Consider the following 16,203-nt stretch of genomic DNA (forward strand, 5'->3'; position numbering starts at 1 on the left):
CCCGCCAAACTCCGCCACAGGCCCGACAAATTCGGATTCTTGTCCGCCATATCCCCGCCTGCGTCCAGCGGAATCAGCGGGGCCGGGGCAATCAGGGCATCGCCATCCCGCCATTGACGTTCAGCGTCGCACCCGTGATCCACCCGGCCTCGTCCGACGCCAGATAGGCGACGGAGGCGGCGATATCCTCGGGCTTTCCCATCCGGCCCAGCGGAATCCCGGCCAGCAGCTTCTCGCGCTGCGCCTCCGGCAGCACGTCGGTCATCGCGGTCTGGATAAAGCCCGGCGCCACGACGTTGACGGTCACGCCGCGCGATCCCACCTCCTGCGCCAGGGATTTGGTCATGCCGATCATGCCCGCCTTGGCCGCGGCATAATTCGCCTGGCCCGCATTGCCGGTCACGCCGACGATCGAGGCGATGCTGACGATTCGCCCGGCCCGCCGGCGCAGCATGCCCTTCAGCACGGCGCGGCACAGGCGGAAGGGTGCCGCCAGATCGACCTCCAGCACGCGATTCCAGTCCTCGTCCTTCATGCGAATCGCCAGCCCGTCGCGCGTCAGGCCGGCATTGTTGACCAGGATGTCCAGCGGCGCGCCGGCCGCAACCTCGGCGGCGGCAACCAGCGCATCGGCGGCCTTGGGGTCGGACAGGTCGGCCGGGCAGACATGAACCCGCGCGCCATCCGGCGCGATGTCGGCCGCCACCGCGGCCAGCACGGCCTCGCGCGTGCCGGACAGCACCACCCGCGCCCCCTGGGCATGCAGTGTCCGCGCGATCGCGGCGCCGATTCCCCCCGATGCGCCCGTCACCAGCGCCGTCTTGCCATCCAACCTGAACATCAACCCGTCCTTGCCTGAAAAATCACCCATCACAGCGAGGCCAGAAACGCCTCGATATCGGCCGGCGCGCCGACCGACCGCGTGGCCGCGTCGGGCACGATGCGCCGCACCAGCCCAGACAGCACCTTGCCAGCACCCAGTTCCACGAAACTGTCGACACCCATCGCCGCCATCGCCTCGACGCTCTCGCGCCAGCGCACGGTCCCCGTCACCTGCCGCACCAGCAGGTCGCGAATCGCCTGCGGGTCCGTGGCCTTGGCCGCCGAGACGTTGGCCACCAGCGGCACCACCGGCGGGGCGATCTCGGTCCGCTCCAGCGCCTCGCCCATCGCCTCGGCGGCCGGCGCCATCAGCGAGCAATGAAACGGCGCCGACACCGGCAGCACCACCGCCCGCTTCACCCCGCGCGCCTTGGCGACCCCGATCGCCCGCTCGATCGCCGTCGCCCGGCCCGAGATCACGATCTGCCCCCCGCCATTATCATTGGCCACCTCAAGGATCTCGGCGCGGTCCGCTTCCCCCTCCACGCGCAGGATCGCGGCTTCGGCACAGATCGCGCGCGCCTGGTCCAGATCCACGCCGATCAGCGCCGCCATCCCGCCCTCGCCGGCCGGCACCGCCTTCTGCATCGCGGCCCCGCGCAGCCGCAGCAGGCGCGCGGTCTGGGCAATGCCCAGCGACCCTGCCGCCGCCAGCGCCGAATATTCGCCCAGCGAATGGCCGGCCACCAGCGCCGCAACGCGCTTCAGCTCCAGCCCGCCTTCCTTCTCCAGCACGCGCAACACCGCCAGCGACACCGCCATCAGGGCGGGTTGGGTATTTTCGGTCCGGGTCAGGTCCTCCATCGGTCCCTGGAACATCAGGGCCGACAGCTTCTGTTCCAGCGCGTCATCGACCTCCTGGAACACCTCCCGCGCCGGGGCGAAGGCAGCGGCCAGCTCGGCCCCCATGCCGACGGACTGGCTACCCTGACCAGGGAAGATGAAGGCGTAAACAGGCATGCTGTCCTCATGATCCAGAAAGATGTCGCACATTCAGGCCCGCGAGATGCCGACAGGACGCACCGCCTGTCAATCGCGAGGCGCGGCCCCCAGGCGGCGAAGCACCAGCAGCAGAACGTCCCACGGCAGCGCCACCCCCTCGCGCAGGCGCCAGAACCACCGGCGCGCCAGACGCCGGGCCGCGGGCGCCTGCGGCGGCGGCACCCGCACGACCCGCCACCCCGCCAGCCGCATCAGTACCAGGCAGCGCGGCAGGTGATAGGCACTGCTCGCGACCGCGACCGGGCCACGATAGCCGCGCGCCCGCAGCAGCGCCGAACAGGCCAGCACGGATTCCAGCGTGTCGCGCGCCGCGCCCTCGATCACGATCGCCGAATCCGGGATACCGTCCCCCCGCAACAGGTCGGCCATCACCGCCGCCTCGGCCGGGCGTCCATCCCGGCTGCCGCCGGTCGGCACGAACAGCGGGGCCGCGCAGGCCCGCCCGAAAGCCGCCGCCGCCGCCACCCGGCGCCGCAATGTCGGGGTGGGCGTGCCATCGGGGCGCACCGCCGCGCCGAAGATCACGATGGCGAGCGGCGCCTGCGCCCGGCCGCTCACGGCGGCGCCCGGAGCAGCAGCAGGTTCAACCCGGCGAAACTGGCGAACAGGCTCCGCCACACGTCCGCGAACTGCGCGGCCTCCACCCCCCGCCCATCCAGGATCGCCGCCAGATCCCCGACGCGGCGCCTGCCGTCGACCAGCGGCAGCATTCCGCGCGATTGCGACGGCACCGGCACCAGGACCACGCCGGAGGGCAAAGGCGCGGGCAGCCGATTGTCGGGCCGCATCCGCAGCGAGACGGCAATCCCGTCCCCGTCGCGCAGCACGGGCACCGAAGCCGGATCCATCGGGTCCGCCCGCCGCACCGGATCACCCGCGCGACGGGCATAAACCGCATGGAACGCCCGATTCGCCGCCCGCGTGTCGGCCAGCCGGGCCCGGGCGCGATCGGGCAGGAACGCCAGGTCGGTGCAAACGGCCGGCTCGGCCTCCAGCAGTGCCGGGTCGTAGTCCAGCGGCGCGATCAGGCAGGCCGCCTCCAGCCCCGCCGCCGCCAGCAGGTCGAACAACCCATCGACATCGCAGCCGCCCCTGCCGGGGCCGGCGACCACGATCCGCATCCCGCCGCCCGGCGCCAGCAGGCCGGCCAGGGCGCGTAGCCGCGCGCCCGGGTCCGCGTCCGCGCTCAGGTCGCAATCGATGTAATCATGACCCGCCGGCCCCGGCGGGGCATCGGGCGCAAGAAAGACAACCGCCCCCGGCCGCCCCTCGGCACGGAACGTTTCGGCCAGCCGCGCCGCCACCCTGTCGTCGGCCCCGGCGACCAGCACGCGCAACGGGCACGAACGGGCGCGCATGGCCCCGAACAGCCAGTAATCGGCCTCGCGCAGGTCACCGGCCGATCCGGTGGTCAGGAGGGGCGCCGGCTCCATGGCCCTAGCGCGGCAGCAGCTTTCCGCGCTGCCAGGCCTCGGCCGCGTCGTCCGTGCTCATGCCGTCGCAGCGGACGGCATATTCCAGCGCGCTGACCACCTTGTTGCCCAGCATCAGCTCGTCCAGCTCGTCCAGCAGGTCGGAATCCAGTTCCGCGCGGGCACTCCGGCGCACCAGCATCCGGGCCGCCTGCTCCCCGGCCAGCACACCCTTGGGGTCGTCCAACTGGCGCAGCCGGGCGCCATGATGCAGGAAATTCGGCTGCCACAACGGCAGGATCGACGCCTCGCCCGCCTCGATCGCCGCCGCCGCGTGCCGATAGGCCGCGTCGTCGGGACGGGCCTCGATGGTAAAGCCGCGCTCGGTCAGCCCATAGGCGCCGACACCGCGCCGGACCCGTTCCAGAACCGATTCCGGCGCCACGATCGTGCGGCCGACCACGCCGTCATCGTTCCCGAGATCAGAGATCGAGACGACATGCGGCGCGCAGCCTTCGGGAAGAAACCAGCCAAAAACGGGCTTGTACAGTTCGCCCAGCACATCCATGCCCAGCGATGCATCCACCCAGGCGGCATCGATATCGGGCAGCCAGGCGGACACGAACAGGTCGACCCCGCCCGCCTTCATCGCGGCCGTCAGCTCGTCCCGCCCCCCGGTAACGTATTCGACCTCCAGGTCATAGGCTTCCAGTACCCGCACCACCGCGGCGGCGGCAGCCGCGTGCAGGATGGTCTCCGGATGGCCAAGCGTCACCGTCGTCATCACACCTCTCCCCGATTACGAGGCGGTTGCAGCAGGTGGCACCCGTTTGCGCAAGGGGCGGAGCGGCAAAAAACCGCTCCCGCATATCCCCCGCGCCCGGCGTGCGGGCCTGCACGCCTACCAGATCTTCACCCGGTCCCCGGGCTTCAGATACAGCGTATCGCCCGAGGTGACGTTCCAGGCCTTGTACCAGGCGTCGATGTTATGCATCGGGATATTGACCCGGGCCCGCGGCGGCGAATGCGGGTCCGTCATCACCCGCTGGCGCGCGACGTCGTCGCGCAGTTTCTGCCGCCAGACCTGCGCCCAGCCCAGGAACACCCGCTGGTCGCCCGTCAGGCCGCCGATCACCGGCGCCGGCTTGCCGTGCAGCGAGGCATGATAGGCATCCAGCGCCAGCGTCAGCCCGCCGAGGTCGGCGATATTCTCGCCCATCGTCAACCTGCCGTTCACATGCACGCCCGGCAGCACCTGGAAGGCATCGTACTGCTTGCCGAAACGGTCGGCCAGCCTGTTGAAGCGGGCCTCGTCGTCCTTGGTCCACCATTCCTTCAGCCGGCCCAGATAATCGAACTTGCGCCCTTCATCGTCGAAGGAATGCGTCATCTCATGGCCGATCACACCGCCGATCGCGCCGTAATTGATCGCCGGGTCCGCCTTGGGGTTGAAGAAGGGCGGCTGGAGGATCGCGGCCGGGAACACGACCTCGTTGAACAGCGGATTATTGTAGGCATTGACCGTCTGCGGGGTCATGTCCCACTCGTCCCGATCGACCGGGTGGCCCAGATGGCCCAGCCAGTAGCGCCATTCGAAACCGACAGCCCGCTCGGCATTGCCGTACGCGTCGCCCTGCCTGACGACCAGCGTCGAATAGTCGCGCCAGCGTTTGGGATAGCCGATCTGGATGGTGAAATGGTCCAGCTTCTGCACCGCGGCGGCCCGGGTCTGCGGGCCCATCCAGTCATTATGCTGCAACCGCACGCGGAAGGCGGCCTTCAGTTCGGTGGTCAGCGATTCCATCATCTGCCGGTACGCAGGCGGGAAATAGCGCGCCACATAGGTCTGGCCCAGCGCCATGCCCATCGCGCCACTGGTGGCGCTCACCGCGCGCTTCCACCGCTCGGGAAGCTGCGGCTGGCCCGAAAGGGTCTTGTCGTTGAAATCGAACGACGCCTGGACATAGGCCCGGGGCAGTTCGTGCGCCGCATTGTCCACCAGATGAAAGGCCAGCCACGCCCGCAGCGTGTCCAGATCCGTCTCCGAGGCGATATGGGCCTCGCCGATGACGGCATCCGGCTCGCCGACGACCAGCGTGCCCGATTTCACGACCGTCTCCGGCAGTTCGGCGCCGGTCAGGTAGGCCGCCCAGTCGAACCCGGGCGCCCGCCTGGCCAGGTCCGTCACCGTGATCGGATTATAGATCCTGTCGGGGTCGCGCATGTCCTGCCGCGCCCAATGAACCTGCGCCAGCCGGGTTTCGAACGCCACGACGGCCGGCGCCATCCGGGCGGCATCCGGCCAGCCGACCATGGTCAGGATCTGTAGGACATAGGCCTGGTATGCGGTCTTCTTCGCCGCCAGCTCGGGCTTCAGGTAATAGTCGCGGTCCGGCAGGCCCAGGCCGGCCTGGTCCAGCATCAGCGCATAGACCGTCGGATCCTTGGCATCCGGCTGGATACCCAGCCCGAACAGCGAATACTGGAATCCGGTCTGCGCGCGCCCCAGCAGGGCCGCGAAGGCGGTGCGATCGCGCACCGCGCGCACGGCATCCAGGTCGGCCGCCAGCGGACGGGGCCCCAGCGCCTCGATCGCCTTCTCGTCCATGAAGGTGGCGTAGAAAGTGCCCAGCTTCTGGTCGATGGTCGCGGGCGCGGCCACCGGATGGGCCGCCAGTTCGGTCAGGATGCCTTGCACGCGCTTGCGCGACAGTTCGTGCAGCATGTTGAACGGCCCATAGGCCGTCATGTCGGGCGGAATGACGATATCCTGCACGGCACGGCCATTGGCATAGCCGAAGAAATCGTTGCCTGGGACGATCGCCAGGTCCCGCCCGGCCAGATCGAAGCCCCATGCGCCAAAGGACGGGGCAGCGGTCGCATCGGCCGCTTTCGCCTCGGCCACCGTCGCGCCCGCCGCGTGGCCGGCGGCGAGCGCCTCGCCGCTCCCGCTCGCCAGCGCCAGCAGTGCCGCGCCGCACAGCCACCCGTACCGCCTGATATCCGCCATCCCGTTCCCTTTGTTCTCTCGCAAAAAAGGAACGATATAACGGTTTATTTGCGATGCCCAGCATGCTTCGCGGCGACGTTTTCCGGCACCGGCGGCCGCGCGAGCGCCGCGACGCGGTAGTCGAACTCCATCACCCCGGCCAGGTACGGCGCCGCGAACGCCTTGAAGGCGTCATGCGCGGGGTCGAAATATCCCGGCTGGCTGACGACCGGCCTGCCGACATAATAATTCCGGTCTCCTTCCGAACGGAAGCTGACCAGGAAGCCCATCTGGTATCCCTCGTCATTTCCCTCGCCGCTGTTCTGGAAGCCGGTCTCGATCGACTCGACCACCGGCCGTCCGTCGGGGCGGCGGGAATCATTCGCCAGTTCCAGGAAGCGCCGGGCGATCTCGGCCTTCTGGAACGGCGTCACGTCCTTGAGGAAGCGGAACATCACCATGTGCCGGATCAGCCCCAGCCGGAAACCGGGGGCGGTAAAAGCCGCGACCCCCACCTGGGCCAGGTCCTGCCGCACCGCGACGGCGGCGGCATCGAGCGGCGGCGGCGTCACCGGCGACCGGGCGATCGGCAGCGAATAGGGGTCGGCCAGCGCCCCCCCGACAGGCACCAGCGCCGCCAAGGTCAGGCCGAGGCCCGCGGCCGCGATCGTTTTGCGAACCAACATCGTCACTCCCTCCTGGTTACAGTCCCGTCAGGCCAAGGCCGCCTGGCGGGCGAATTTCCTCTGCCTGATACGAATCAGATGATAGACGCCCCGCGCGACCAGTTGATGAACCCAGCCATGCGGCGCGATGCCGATGGTCTTCAGAATCATGCCACTCACCCGCTGGGTATGCCTGGGCTGATAATAACGCATCGCCCGCGCCATATAAGCCGCGATGCAGCGGCCATGGTCATAGGGCACGCCGACCGGCTCGTTGGTGGTGTGATAGGCCGACGCCAGCTCGTCGTCCTCGCTTTCCGTCACCCGGCCCAGCGCGATGCGCGTACGCTGCCACACGCCCAGGTTCTCGCGCTTCAGGTAGCGGTGCATATGGTCGTAGAACAGCTTGAAATGCCTGTATTCATCCGCCGCGATCTGCCGGCAGATCGCCTTCAGCAGCGGCTCGTCCGTGGCATCGGCCAGCGCGGTATAGAAGGACGAGGTTCCGGTCTCCACCATGCAGCGGGCGATCAGCTCGCCGGTGCGCGATCCGCGAATGGACCGGTCGACCTCCAGTTCCAGCTTGTACGACGCGCGATAGCGCTCGAACGCCTGCGGATAGTCCCATGACGGATCGGCCAGCATCGCCCACCGCCCCAGGGCGTCGCCATGCTGCACCTCCTCGATCGCCCAGTTGTCCGCCGCCTCGCGAAAGGCGGGGTCGTCGAAGAACACATTGTTCAGATAGAGCGCGTAGTCCACGCCGTTCCGTTCGACCACCGACGCCGCCTTGACCAGCCGGACGATATCGGGGTCGACGCGCGCCGGATCGAAACAGTCCCAATCCATCTGTTCAATGCGCCAGTGTTTCATCGTGCTCCGTCTTTCATGCCATCCCGCCCCAATACCCTCTCTGCCGCCCGAACGCGCATATACGTAGCCTGAACAAGTCCCTTTCAGCTTCCGAGATGGCATAAACTCTCCGATTATGCCATGCAGGCGCTGTCGTGCGGAGGCGACCGGCCCAACGTCCGGCGCTGCCCATCGGCGCAATAACAACAAACGCGGATCATAACCGTATGAACATACATGAATATCAGGCAAAAGCCCTGCTGAAGGGATTCGGCATGCCCGTGCTGGACGGGCGGGTCGTCCGTTCGCCCGACGAGGCGCTGCTGGCCGCCCGCGCGCTCGGCGGCCCGGTCGTGGTCGTCAAGGCGCAGATCCATGCCGGCGGCCGCGGCGCCGGCCATTTCACCGACGATCCCGGCGGCAAGGGCGGCGTCCGCCTGGCCCGCACGCCCGACGACGCGCAGGAGGCCGCGACCGCGATGCTGGACAGCACGCTGGTCACCCGCCAGACCGGCCCGGCGGGCCGCGTCGTCCGCCGCCTGTATATCGAGGCCGGGTGCGAGATCGCGCGTGAGCTCTATCTCTCGCTGCTGGTCGATCGCGCCACCGGCCGCATCGTCGTCGTCGCGTCCCAGGACGGCGGCATGGCGATCGAGGATGTCGCCGCCGCCACGCCCGAACGCATCCTGAAAGAGGCGATCGACCCCGCGACCGGCCTGTCCGACTACCAGTCCCGCACCCTCGCCGCGCGGCTCGACCTGCACGGCCCGTCGATCCGCGCCTTCACCACCGTCCTGCGCGCGGCCTACGAGGCCTTCGTGGCGCTCGACGCCGCGATCGTCGAGATCAATCCCCTGGTCGTCACCGGCTCGGGCGACCTGGTGGCGCTCGACGCCAAGATGAGCTTCGACGACAACGCCCTGTTCCGCCATCCCGAACTGGAGGAACTGCGCGACGAGAACGAGGAGGACCCCCGCGAGCGCGAGGCCGCGCGCCACGGCCTGGCCTATGTCGGGCTCGACGGCACGATCGGCTGCATGGTCAACGGTGCCGGCCTGGCGATGGCGACCATGGACATCATCAAGATGGAGGGCGAGGAACCGGCCAACTTCCTCGATGTCGGCGGCGGCGCCTCGCGTGAGCGGGTGGCGGCGGCGTTCCGCATCGTCCTGTCCGACCAGAAGGTGCGCGGCATCCTGGTGAACATCTTCGGCGGCATCATGCGCTGCGACATCATCGCCGAGGCCATCATCGCCGCCTCCCGCGAAACCGGGCTGAGCGTGCCGCTGGTGGTCCGGCTGGCCGGCACCAATGTCGAGCAGGGCGAGGACATCCTGTCCCGTTCCGGCCTCAAGATCATCCCGGCCAGCGACCTGGGCGACGCGGCCCGCAAGATTGTCGCCGCGGTGCGCGCGGAAGGAGACGCCTGATGTCCATCCTGGTCCATAGCGATACCCGCGTCCTCACCCAGGGCTTCACCGGCGCCCAGGGCACCTTCCATTCCGAACAGGCCCTGGCCTACGGCACCAAACTGGTCGGCGGCGTCACCCCCGGCCGGGGCGGCGAGACCCATCTCGGCCTGCCGGTCTTCGACACGGTGGCCCAGGCCTGCGCCGCCACGCGCGTCGATGCCAGCGTCATCTACGTGCCGCCAGCCGGCGCCGCCGATGCGATCCTGGAGGCCATCGCCGCCCGCGTGCCCCTGATCGTCTGCATCACCGAAGGCATTCCGGTGCTGGACATGGTGCGCGTGCAGCAGGTGCTGCACCGGTCCGAAAGCCTGCTGATCGGCCCGAACTGCCCCGGCATCATCACCCCCGGCGAATGCAAGATCGGCATCATGCCCGGCGCGATCCACCGCCCCGGCAAGGTCGGAATCGTCTCGCGCTCCGGCACCCTGACGTACGAAGCCGTGGCCCAGACCACGGCCGTCGGCCTGGGACAGAGCACCTGCGTCGGCATCGGCGGCGATCCGGTCAAGGGCCTCGATTTCATCGACGTGCTGGACCGCTTCCTCGCCGACCCCGAAACCGACTCGATCATCATGATCGGCGAGATCGGCGGCACGTCGGAAATCGAGGCCGCCGCCCTGATCCGCGACAGCGGCACCAAAAAGCCTGTCGTGGGCTTCATCGCCGGCGCCACCGCTCCGCCGGGGCGCCGCATGGGCCATGCCGGCGCGGTCATCACCGGCGGCCACGAAACGGCCGCCGCCAAGATCGAGGCCCTGCGCGATGCCGGCATCCACGTCTCCGCCAGCCCCGCCCTGCTGGGCCGCACCCTGCTGGATGTCCTGACCGGCCGCGCCTGATCCTTCACACGGTCCGCCCTCCGGGGCGGACCGGATTCAGTGGCTGGCCGTTCGTGCCATCACGACTGGGGCAAGCCCACCGATACGAGCCGAATACGGGACGAATCGAGTTCCCCCTTGCGGATCATTTCCTTCACCGCGGTCACGGACACGGCAGGCGGCTTCATCTTGCCCCGTTGATGCTTCTCGTTGTCATCCTCGACAAAGCGCTGGGTCGACGGGTCGAGATAGCCGTAGCCGCACAAAGACGGGTTGCGCACATCGGCCATCACGGCGACGACATGATAGCGCGTCTGGCCGACCCAGTTCTCCGCGATCGATTCCTGATTGACGCTGGGGTAGTTGAACGTCACCCCCCGGGAATGCAAATAATCGAAAATGCCCTCCATGAGGATGGTTATCAGTTTCTGTTTCTTGGGATTGAATGGAAACCCGTAATAGAAATAATCCTGATAGATCGTCTCTTCTTTCGGGAGCGATTTTGGATTGACAAGCCCCACAAGGCTCTGCATCGCAGTGGGTCTGGGTTTCACCCTGACCGGCCGGTCACGGAAGATGATCGCCCCACGATGATTGAAAAAAATCGGAACGATAACGTGTGTCGGCTGGTCGCTCATAGAATCGTCTCCCGGGCTTCGGGATATCAGATTCCTCCGATTCCCGGCAACGGTCTGATACGAAAGCCATCCGCTGATTCCCCGTGCGGCCGATCAGGAACCCGATGCGTGGACGAGACGGGAGGAACGACCTGAATGCGCGTGACGATCGAGACCTTGACGGGCGAGCATATCGTGCCGGTCCTGCCCGACCTCGCCCGCCTGCGCATCGCGGTCTTCCGCGAATGGCCCTATCTGTACGACGGCGACGTGGCCTACGAGGAAAGGTACCTCCAGTTCTACGTCCGCAGTCCGGGTGCCGCCATCATCGTCGCCCGCGACGGCGGCACGGTCATCGGGGCCGCGACCTGCCTGCCGCTGCGCGACGAACAGGCCCCCATCCGCGCGCCGTTCGAGGCACGCGGCCTGGACCTGGACGATTTCTTCTATTTCGGCGAGTCCGTGCTGCTGGGCGCCTATCGCGGCCAGGGCCTGGGCGTGCGCTTCTTCGCGGAGCGCGAGCACCATGCCCTCGCGACCAGCCCGGCCCGTTTCGCGACCTTCTGCTCGGTGCGCCGCCCGGACGACCACCCGGCCCGCCCGCCGGGCGCCACCACGCTGCATGGCTTCTGGGCCCGGCGCGGCTTCCGCCCGCTGCCCGGCGTGACCTGCGTGCTGGACTGGAAGGAGCCGGGCCAGACGGACGAGACTCCCCACCTTCTCGATTTCTTCATCAAGCCGATTCGCGGCGCCCCCATCCCCGCCAGCCTCGAAACGCAGGAACATGCTCCATGAACGCACCCGTCCGACTGGGCGTGCTGGCCTGGACCGTCGCACGCAACCGCACGATCGACGATTACGCCCACCATCTGGATGCCCTGGTCGCCGAAGCCGCGCCGCGCGCCGACCTGCTGCTGATGCCGGAATATGCCTGCATGGAAGCCGCCGCCGCGCTGACCGGCCGTCCCGACCCGGCGGCGGAACTGGCGGCCGTCTGCCAACAGAGCGACGCCATCCTGGAGATCATGCGCCAGGCCGCGCAACGCCATCGGGTCTGGCTGATGCCCGGCACCCTGCCCCGGCCGGAGGCATCCGGCATACGCAACCGCGCCCCCCTGATCGCCCCGGACGGCCGGATCGCGTTCCAGGACAAACATGTCATGACCAGGTTCGAGACCGAATCCTGGGGCGTGCGCGCCGGCAACCCGCCCGGCGTGTTCGAAACGCCCTGGGGCCGGATCGGCACCTCGGTCTGCTACGATTCGGAATTTCCGATGCTGGCGCGCGCCCAGATCGAAGCCGGGGCGTGGCTGGTCCTGGTCCCCACCTGCACCGATTCCCTGCATGGCTTCAACCGGGTGCGGATCTCGGCACAGGCCCGCGCGCTGGAAAACCAGTGCTTCGTCGCGGTCTCCCCGACGGTGGGCGACGCGCCCTGGCTGGCCACGCTCGACGAAAACCATGGCTGCGCCGGGGTCTACGGTCCGGTGGATCGCGGCTTCCCCGCCGACGGCATCATGGCGGAAGGCCGGCTGGACGAGGGCGGCTGGATCTTCACCACGCTCGACCCGGCGACGCTCGACGCGGTGCGCGAACAGGGCGCGGTGCGCAATTGCCGGGACTGGCCGACCACGGTTCCCGCGGCCGGCTCCCTCCCGTTCGACACCTGACAGCCGCCACCTGCGGCATGGCCGGCGGCGTCAGGCCGGCAGCACCATCGGCAGCACATCCGACAGCAGCCGCCGCGACAGATCCGCCTCGTCGCCTGCCGACAGTCCGCGACGACGCATCATCAGCAGCGGCAGCATGACGGCGCCCATGACCATCATCAGCGTCAGTTCGGGCGATCCGTCATGCCGCAGCAACCCGTCCGCCCGGGCCTCCCGCAACAGGGGCAGCATCGCGTCCTGATAGGGGTCCCAGATCTCGCGCAGGATATAATCCTGGCGCTCGCCGGGCTGGCTCATCTCGTCGGAGAGAAATTTCGCCAGTTCGGGAATGTCGCAATTGGCGGTAATGAACCGCCTCAGCCCTTCGCGCACCCGCTCCTCGGTCGACCCGGGCCCCTCGTGCAGTTCCGCGATCGACTGCCGCGCCGCCGCCAGCCGCAGCGCGATTTCATCGACCACCGCTTTCCACAGCGCGAATTTCGAGCCGAACTGATGCGAAATCAGCGCGGGATCGACTCCCGCCTCCTCGGCGATCTGCCGCAGCCCCGTTCCGTCATAGCCCTTCCGCGCGAAGCCGTGCAGGGCCGCGCCCAGCATGGCATCGCGCGCCGCGGGCGTGCCTTTCGCCGGGCGCCCCCGACGGCGGCTGAGCGGAGCATGATGGATCGGCACAGATCGTCCTCTGTTCAATATCGCGCCGACGACCCTAGCACCCCCGGCGCCGGCTTTCTATCAGGCAGGCCGACGGCGATCGCAACCGGACAGACCGGACCGACATGGGTGACATCCCCCCCGGTTCTGTGGCACAGCGTTCCACCTATCGCCGACAGTCCAGGAACCCGCCCGATGCCCGATGGTCTCATGCCGGCCGCATCGCCCGCCTACGCCGATCCGTCCCTTCCGCCGGTCCGCACCGACTGGACGCGCGACGAGATCGCGGCGCTGATCGCCCTGCCCTTCCCCGAACTGCTGTTCCGGGCGCAGAGCGTGCATCGCGCCCGCTTCGACCCGACCCAGGTGCAGATCTCCACCCTGCTCTCGATCAAGACCGGCGGCTGCCCGGAAGACTGCGCCTATTGCCCTCAGAGCGCGATGCACGAGGATGGCGGCGTCAAGGCCAGCCGCCTGATGGCGGTCGAGGCCGTGCTGAAGGAAGCCCGCGCCGCGCGCGACGCCGGGGCCGCGCGCTTCTGCATGGGCGCCGCCTGGCGCTCGCCCAAGGATCACGACCTGGAAACCGTCTGCGCCATGGTCGAGGGCGTCAAGGCGCTGGGGCTGGAAAGCTGCGTCACCCTCGGCATGCTCGACGCCCGCCAGGCGCAGCGCCTTCGCGATGCGGGGCTCGATTACTACAACCATAACCTCGACACCTCGCCCGAGCATTACGGCAACATCATCACCACCCGCACCTATCAGGACCGGCTGGACACGCTGTCCCACGTGCGCGACGCCGGGATCAACGTCTGCTGCGGCGGCATCGTCGGCATGGGCGAGGACGAAGGCGACCGCGCCGGGCTGATCGCCAGCCTGGCCAGCCTGCCGAAACACCCCGAGAGCGTGCCGATCAACCTGCTGGTGCGCGTGGCCGGCACCCCGCTGGCCGAGGCCGAGGCAGTCGACCCGATCGATTTCGTGCGCATCATCGCCGCCGCCCGCATCGCCATGCCCGCCAGCCGCGTGCGCCTGGCCGCCGGGCGCGAGAACATGACGGACGAAGCCCAGACCCTGTGCTTCCTGGCGGGCGCGAACTCGATCTTCTACGGCGAGAAACTGCTGACCACCCCCAACCCCGAAGCCAGCCGCGACGCCCGCCTGCTGGCGCGCCTGGGCATGCATACCAGCCTCGTCCAGGCCTGAGCGGACCGCGCCGGCCGCATCCGCGCGATTTAAGGCTTGCGTCCGGGCACGGCCTGTCCGACATCACGCCCCATGGCCTATATGATCAAGGAGATGTTCGCGACCCTCCAGGGTGAGGGCGCGCACGCCGGCCGCGCCGCCGTGTTCTGCCGTTTCGCCGGATGCAATCTCTGGTCGGGGCGGGAGGCCGATCGCGCGGGCGCGACCTGCCGCTTCTGCGACACCCATTTCGTCGGCACCGACGGCGAGGGCGGCGGCCGCTTCCCCGACGCCGCCTCCCTGGCCGACGCCATCGCCGCTACCTGGGCCGCGCCCGGCATGGACCACGCCTTCGTCGTCTTCACCGGCGGCGAGCCCCTGCTGCAACTCGACGCGCCCCTGATCGCGGCGGTGCATGCGCGCGGCTTCGAAATCGCCATCGAGACCAACGGCACCCTCCCCGCCCCCGAGGGCATCGACTGGATCTGCGTCAGCCCCAAGGCCGGCGCGCCGCTGGTCCAGCGCACCGGCCACGAACTCAAGCTGGTCTACCCCCAGCCCGACCGGCTGCCCGAAACGGTGGCCGACCTCGATTTCCGCCAATTCTGGCTCCAGCCGATGGACGGCCCCGACCAGGCCCGCAATACCGAACAGGCGGTCGCCTATTGCCGCGCCCACCCGCGCTGGCGCCTGTCCTTGCAGACCCACAAGCTGATCGGGATTCCCTGAGATGGCCGCCTCCCTCACGCCCGCCGACCCGCAACGGGAAAGCGCGATCGTCCTGTTCTCCGGCGGCCAGGATTCCGCGACCTGCCTCGCCTGGGCCCTCTCGCGCTTCGGCCGGGTCGAGACGCTCGGCTTCGCCTACGGCCAGCGCCACGCGGTGGAACTGGCATGCCGCGACACGCTGCGCGCGGGCATGGCGGCGCGCGACCCCGCATGGGCGGCCCGGCTGGGCGAGGACCACACACTGGCGCTCGACGCCCTGGGCGCGGTCTCCGACACCGCGCTGACGCGCGACGCCGCCATCACGATGAACGAGAACGGCCTGCCCAGCACCTTCGTCCCCGGCCGCAACCTCATCTTCCTCACCTTCGCCGCCGCGCTGGCCGCTCGCCGAGGCGCCCGCCATATCGTCGCCGGCATGTGCGAGACCGACTATTCCGGCTACCCCGACTGCCGCGACGACACGATCAAGGCCATGCAGGTGGCGCTCAATCTCGGCATGGCCAGCCGCCTGGTCCTGCACACGCCGCTGATGTGGATCGACAAGGCCGACACCTGGCGCCTCGCGGAAACCCTCGGCGGCCCCGACCTGGTCTCGCTGATCAACCGCGAGAGCCATAGCTGCTATCTCGGCACACGCGACGTCATGCACCCGTGGGGCCATGGCTGCGGCACCTGCCCGGCCTGCGACCTGCGCCGCGCGGGGTGGGAACGTTACAGGGCGGCCCGCGCCGATGCTTGACCTCGTCTTCACCCGCCGCTTCTCGATGGGCCACCGGCTGATCCACGGCGCCAGCGAAAGCTGCGCCCTGCCCCACGGCCACAACGAATTCGTCACCGTGCGCCTGCGCCCCACCGCGCCCCGCCCGCTGGACGGCGCGGGCAACATGGTCGTCTCCTTCCAGCGCGCCAAGGCCCGCTGGCATCGTTTCGTGGACGACCGGCTGGACCATGCCCTGCAACTGGCCGAGGACGATCCCCTGCTGGCCTGGTTCCGCGCGCACGAGCCCGCGCGCGCCCGTCGCATCGTCGTCACGCCCGGCGACCCGACCACCGAACTGATGGCCTGCCTGATGATGGCCAAGCTGAACGCGCTGCTGGACGACGACGGCGCCCTGCTGCGCTGCGCCGAGATCACGTTGCAGGAAACCCCGACCAACACCGTCCGTTACGAAGGCGATCCGCTGGAGATGCTGCCCATGCCCCGCCCGGCGGCGCAGTGCTGGTGGCTGCGCGCCGACGACAGCATCGCCGATGCCTGA

At 68.9% G+C, this 16,203-nt stretch carries 18 protein-coding genes; 8 read left to right on the top strand and 10 right to left on the bottom strand.

Annotated elements, in window-relative coordinates; all coding sequences use genetic code 11:
* Positions 1-91 precede the first annotated feature (91 nt).
* From fabG to HLH48_RS17875, 8 genes are all read right to left on the bottom strand, one after another.
* Positions 92-841, bottom strand: a complete 750-nt coding sequence (gene fabG, locus HLH48_RS17840; RefSeq protein WP_182998869.1) for a 3-oxoacyl-[acyl-carrier-protein] reductase — start codon at positions 839-841, stop codon at positions 92-94.
* A 29-nt stretch (positions 842-870) separates the two neighbouring features.
* Positions 871-1,842, bottom strand: coding sequence for an ACP S-malonyltransferase (gene fabD / locus HLH48_RS17845; protein ID WP_182998833.1), 972 nt, complete (start codon positions 1,840-1,842; stop codon positions 871-873).
* Between the two features lie 69 nt (positions 1,843-1,911).
* Positions 1,912-2,442: an ElyC/SanA/YdcF family protein gene (locus HLH48_RS17850; RefSeq protein WP_182998834.1), complete on the bottom strand. Its 531-nt coding sequence runs from the start codon at positions 2,440-2,442 to the stop codon at positions 1,912-1,914.
* Positions 2,439-3,317 (bottom strand): hypothetical protein, encoded by an 879-nt coding sequence (locus tag HLH48_RS17855; protein WP_182998835.1) that lies wholly within the window; start codon positions 3,315-3,317, stop codon positions 2,439-2,441. The genes HLH48_RS17850 and HLH48_RS17855 overlap by 4 nt, the downstream gene beginning before the upstream one ends.
* Positions 3,318-3,321: 4 nt before the next feature.
* Positions 3,322-4,080, bottom strand: coding sequence for a glycine betaine ABC transporter substrate-binding protein (locus tag HLH48_RS17860; RefSeq protein ID WP_182998836.1), 759 nt, complete (start codon positions 4,078-4,080; stop codon positions 3,322-3,324).
* A gap of 117 nt (positions 4,081-4,197) precedes the next feature.
* Positions 4,198-6,306: a M13 family metallopeptidase gene (locus tag HLH48_RS17865; RefSeq protein ID WP_182998837.1), complete on the bottom strand. Its 2,109-nt coding sequence runs from the start codon at positions 6,304-6,306 to the stop codon at positions 4,198-4,200.
* 44 nt (positions 6,307-6,350) lie between these two features.
* Positions 6,351-6,971 (bottom strand): Dabb family protein, encoded by a 621-nt coding sequence (locus HLH48_RS17870; RefSeq protein ID WP_182998838.1) that lies wholly within the window; start codon positions 6,969-6,971, stop codon positions 6,351-6,353.
* A gap of 27 nt (positions 6,972-6,998) precedes the next feature.
* Entirely contained in the window at positions 6,999-7,823 is an 825-nt protein-coding gene (locus tag HLH48_RS17875) for an acyl-ACP desaturase (protein WP_182998839.1), read from the bottom strand.
* Positions 7,824-8,029: 206 nt separating this feature from the next.
* Here HLH48_RS17875 and sucC point away from each other — a divergent pair, with 206 nt between their 5' ends.
* On the top strand, positions 8,030-9,232 hold the full coding sequence (sucC, locus tag HLH48_RS17880) for an ADP-forming succinate--CoA ligase subunit beta (RefSeq protein ID WP_182998840.1): 1,203 nt from the start codon (positions 8,030-8,032) through the stop codon (positions 9,230-9,232).
* Positions 9,232-10,113, top strand: coding sequence for a succinate--CoA ligase subunit alpha (gene sucD / locus HLH48_RS17885; protein ID WP_182998841.1), 882 nt, complete (start codon positions 9,232-9,234; stop codon positions 10,111-10,113). The genes sucC and sucD overlap by 1 nt, the downstream gene beginning before the upstream one ends.
* Positions 10,114-10,172: 59 nt before the next feature.
* On the opposite strand, the gene HLH48_RS17890 is transcribed toward sucD, so the two are convergent.
* Positions 10,173-10,730, bottom strand: coding sequence for a hypothetical protein (locus HLH48_RS17890; protein ID WP_182998842.1), 558 nt, complete (start codon positions 10,728-10,730; stop codon positions 10,173-10,175).
* Between the two features lie 135 nt (positions 10,731-10,865).
* Between HLH48_RS17890 and HLH48_RS17895 the strand changes: the two genes are divergently transcribed.
* Complete coding sequence (locus HLH48_RS17895) at positions 10,866-11,504, top strand: GNAT family N-acetyltransferase (RefSeq protein ID WP_182998843.1); 639 nt, start codon at positions 10,866-10,868, stop codon at positions 11,502-11,504.
* On the top strand, positions 11,501-12,379 hold the full coding sequence (locus HLH48_RS17900; protein ID WP_182998844.1) for a carbon-nitrogen hydrolase family protein: 879 nt from the start codon (positions 11,501-11,503) through the stop codon (positions 12,377-12,379). The genes HLH48_RS17895 and HLH48_RS17900 overlap by 4 nt, the downstream gene beginning before the upstream one ends.
* A gap of 30 nt (positions 12,380-12,409) precedes the next feature.
* On the opposite strand, the gene HLH48_RS17905 is transcribed toward HLH48_RS17900, so the two are convergent.
* Entirely contained in the window at positions 12,410-13,051 is a 642-nt protein-coding gene (locus tag HLH48_RS17905) for a TetR/AcrR family transcriptional regulator (RefSeq protein ID WP_182998845.1), read from the bottom strand.
* A 174-nt stretch (positions 13,052-13,225) separates the two neighbouring features.
* On the opposite strand from HLH48_RS17905, the gene bioB reads away from it, so the two are divergent.
* The 4 genes from bioB to HLH48_RS17925 all read left to right on the top strand — a co-directional run bounded on the left by bioB (position 13,226) and on the right by HLH48_RS17925 (position 16,203).
* Positions 13,226-14,236: a biotin synthase BioB gene (bioB, locus tag HLH48_RS17910; protein ID WP_182998846.1), complete on the top strand. Its 1,011-nt coding sequence runs from the start codon at positions 13,226-13,228 to the stop codon at positions 14,234-14,236.
* 72 nt (positions 14,237-14,308) lie between these two features.
* Complete coding sequence (gene queE, locus HLH48_RS17915) at positions 14,309-14,944, top strand: 7-carboxy-7-deazaguanine synthase (protein WP_182998847.1); 636 nt, start codon at positions 14,309-14,311, stop codon at positions 14,942-14,944.
* Between the two features lies 1 nt (position 14,945).
* Positions 14,946-15,683: a 7-cyano-7-deazaguanine synthase QueC gene (queC, locus tag HLH48_RS17920; protein WP_182998848.1), complete on the top strand. Its 738-nt coding sequence runs from the start codon at positions 14,946-14,948 to the stop codon at positions 15,681-15,683.
* Positions 15,676-16,203, top strand: a complete 528-nt coding sequence (locus tag HLH48_RS17925; RefSeq protein WP_182998849.1) for a 6-pyruvoyl trahydropterin synthase family protein — start codon at positions 15,676-15,678, stop codon at positions 16,201-16,203. Before queC ends, HLH48_RS17925 begins: the two co-directional genes overlap by 8 nt.

Origin of the sequence: Gluconacetobacter sacchari (assembly GCF_014174255.1) — a bacterium.
Classification (GTDB): Bacteria; Pseudomonadota; Alphaproteobacteria; order Acetobacterales; family Acetobacteraceae; genus Gluconacetobacter; species Gluconacetobacter sacchari.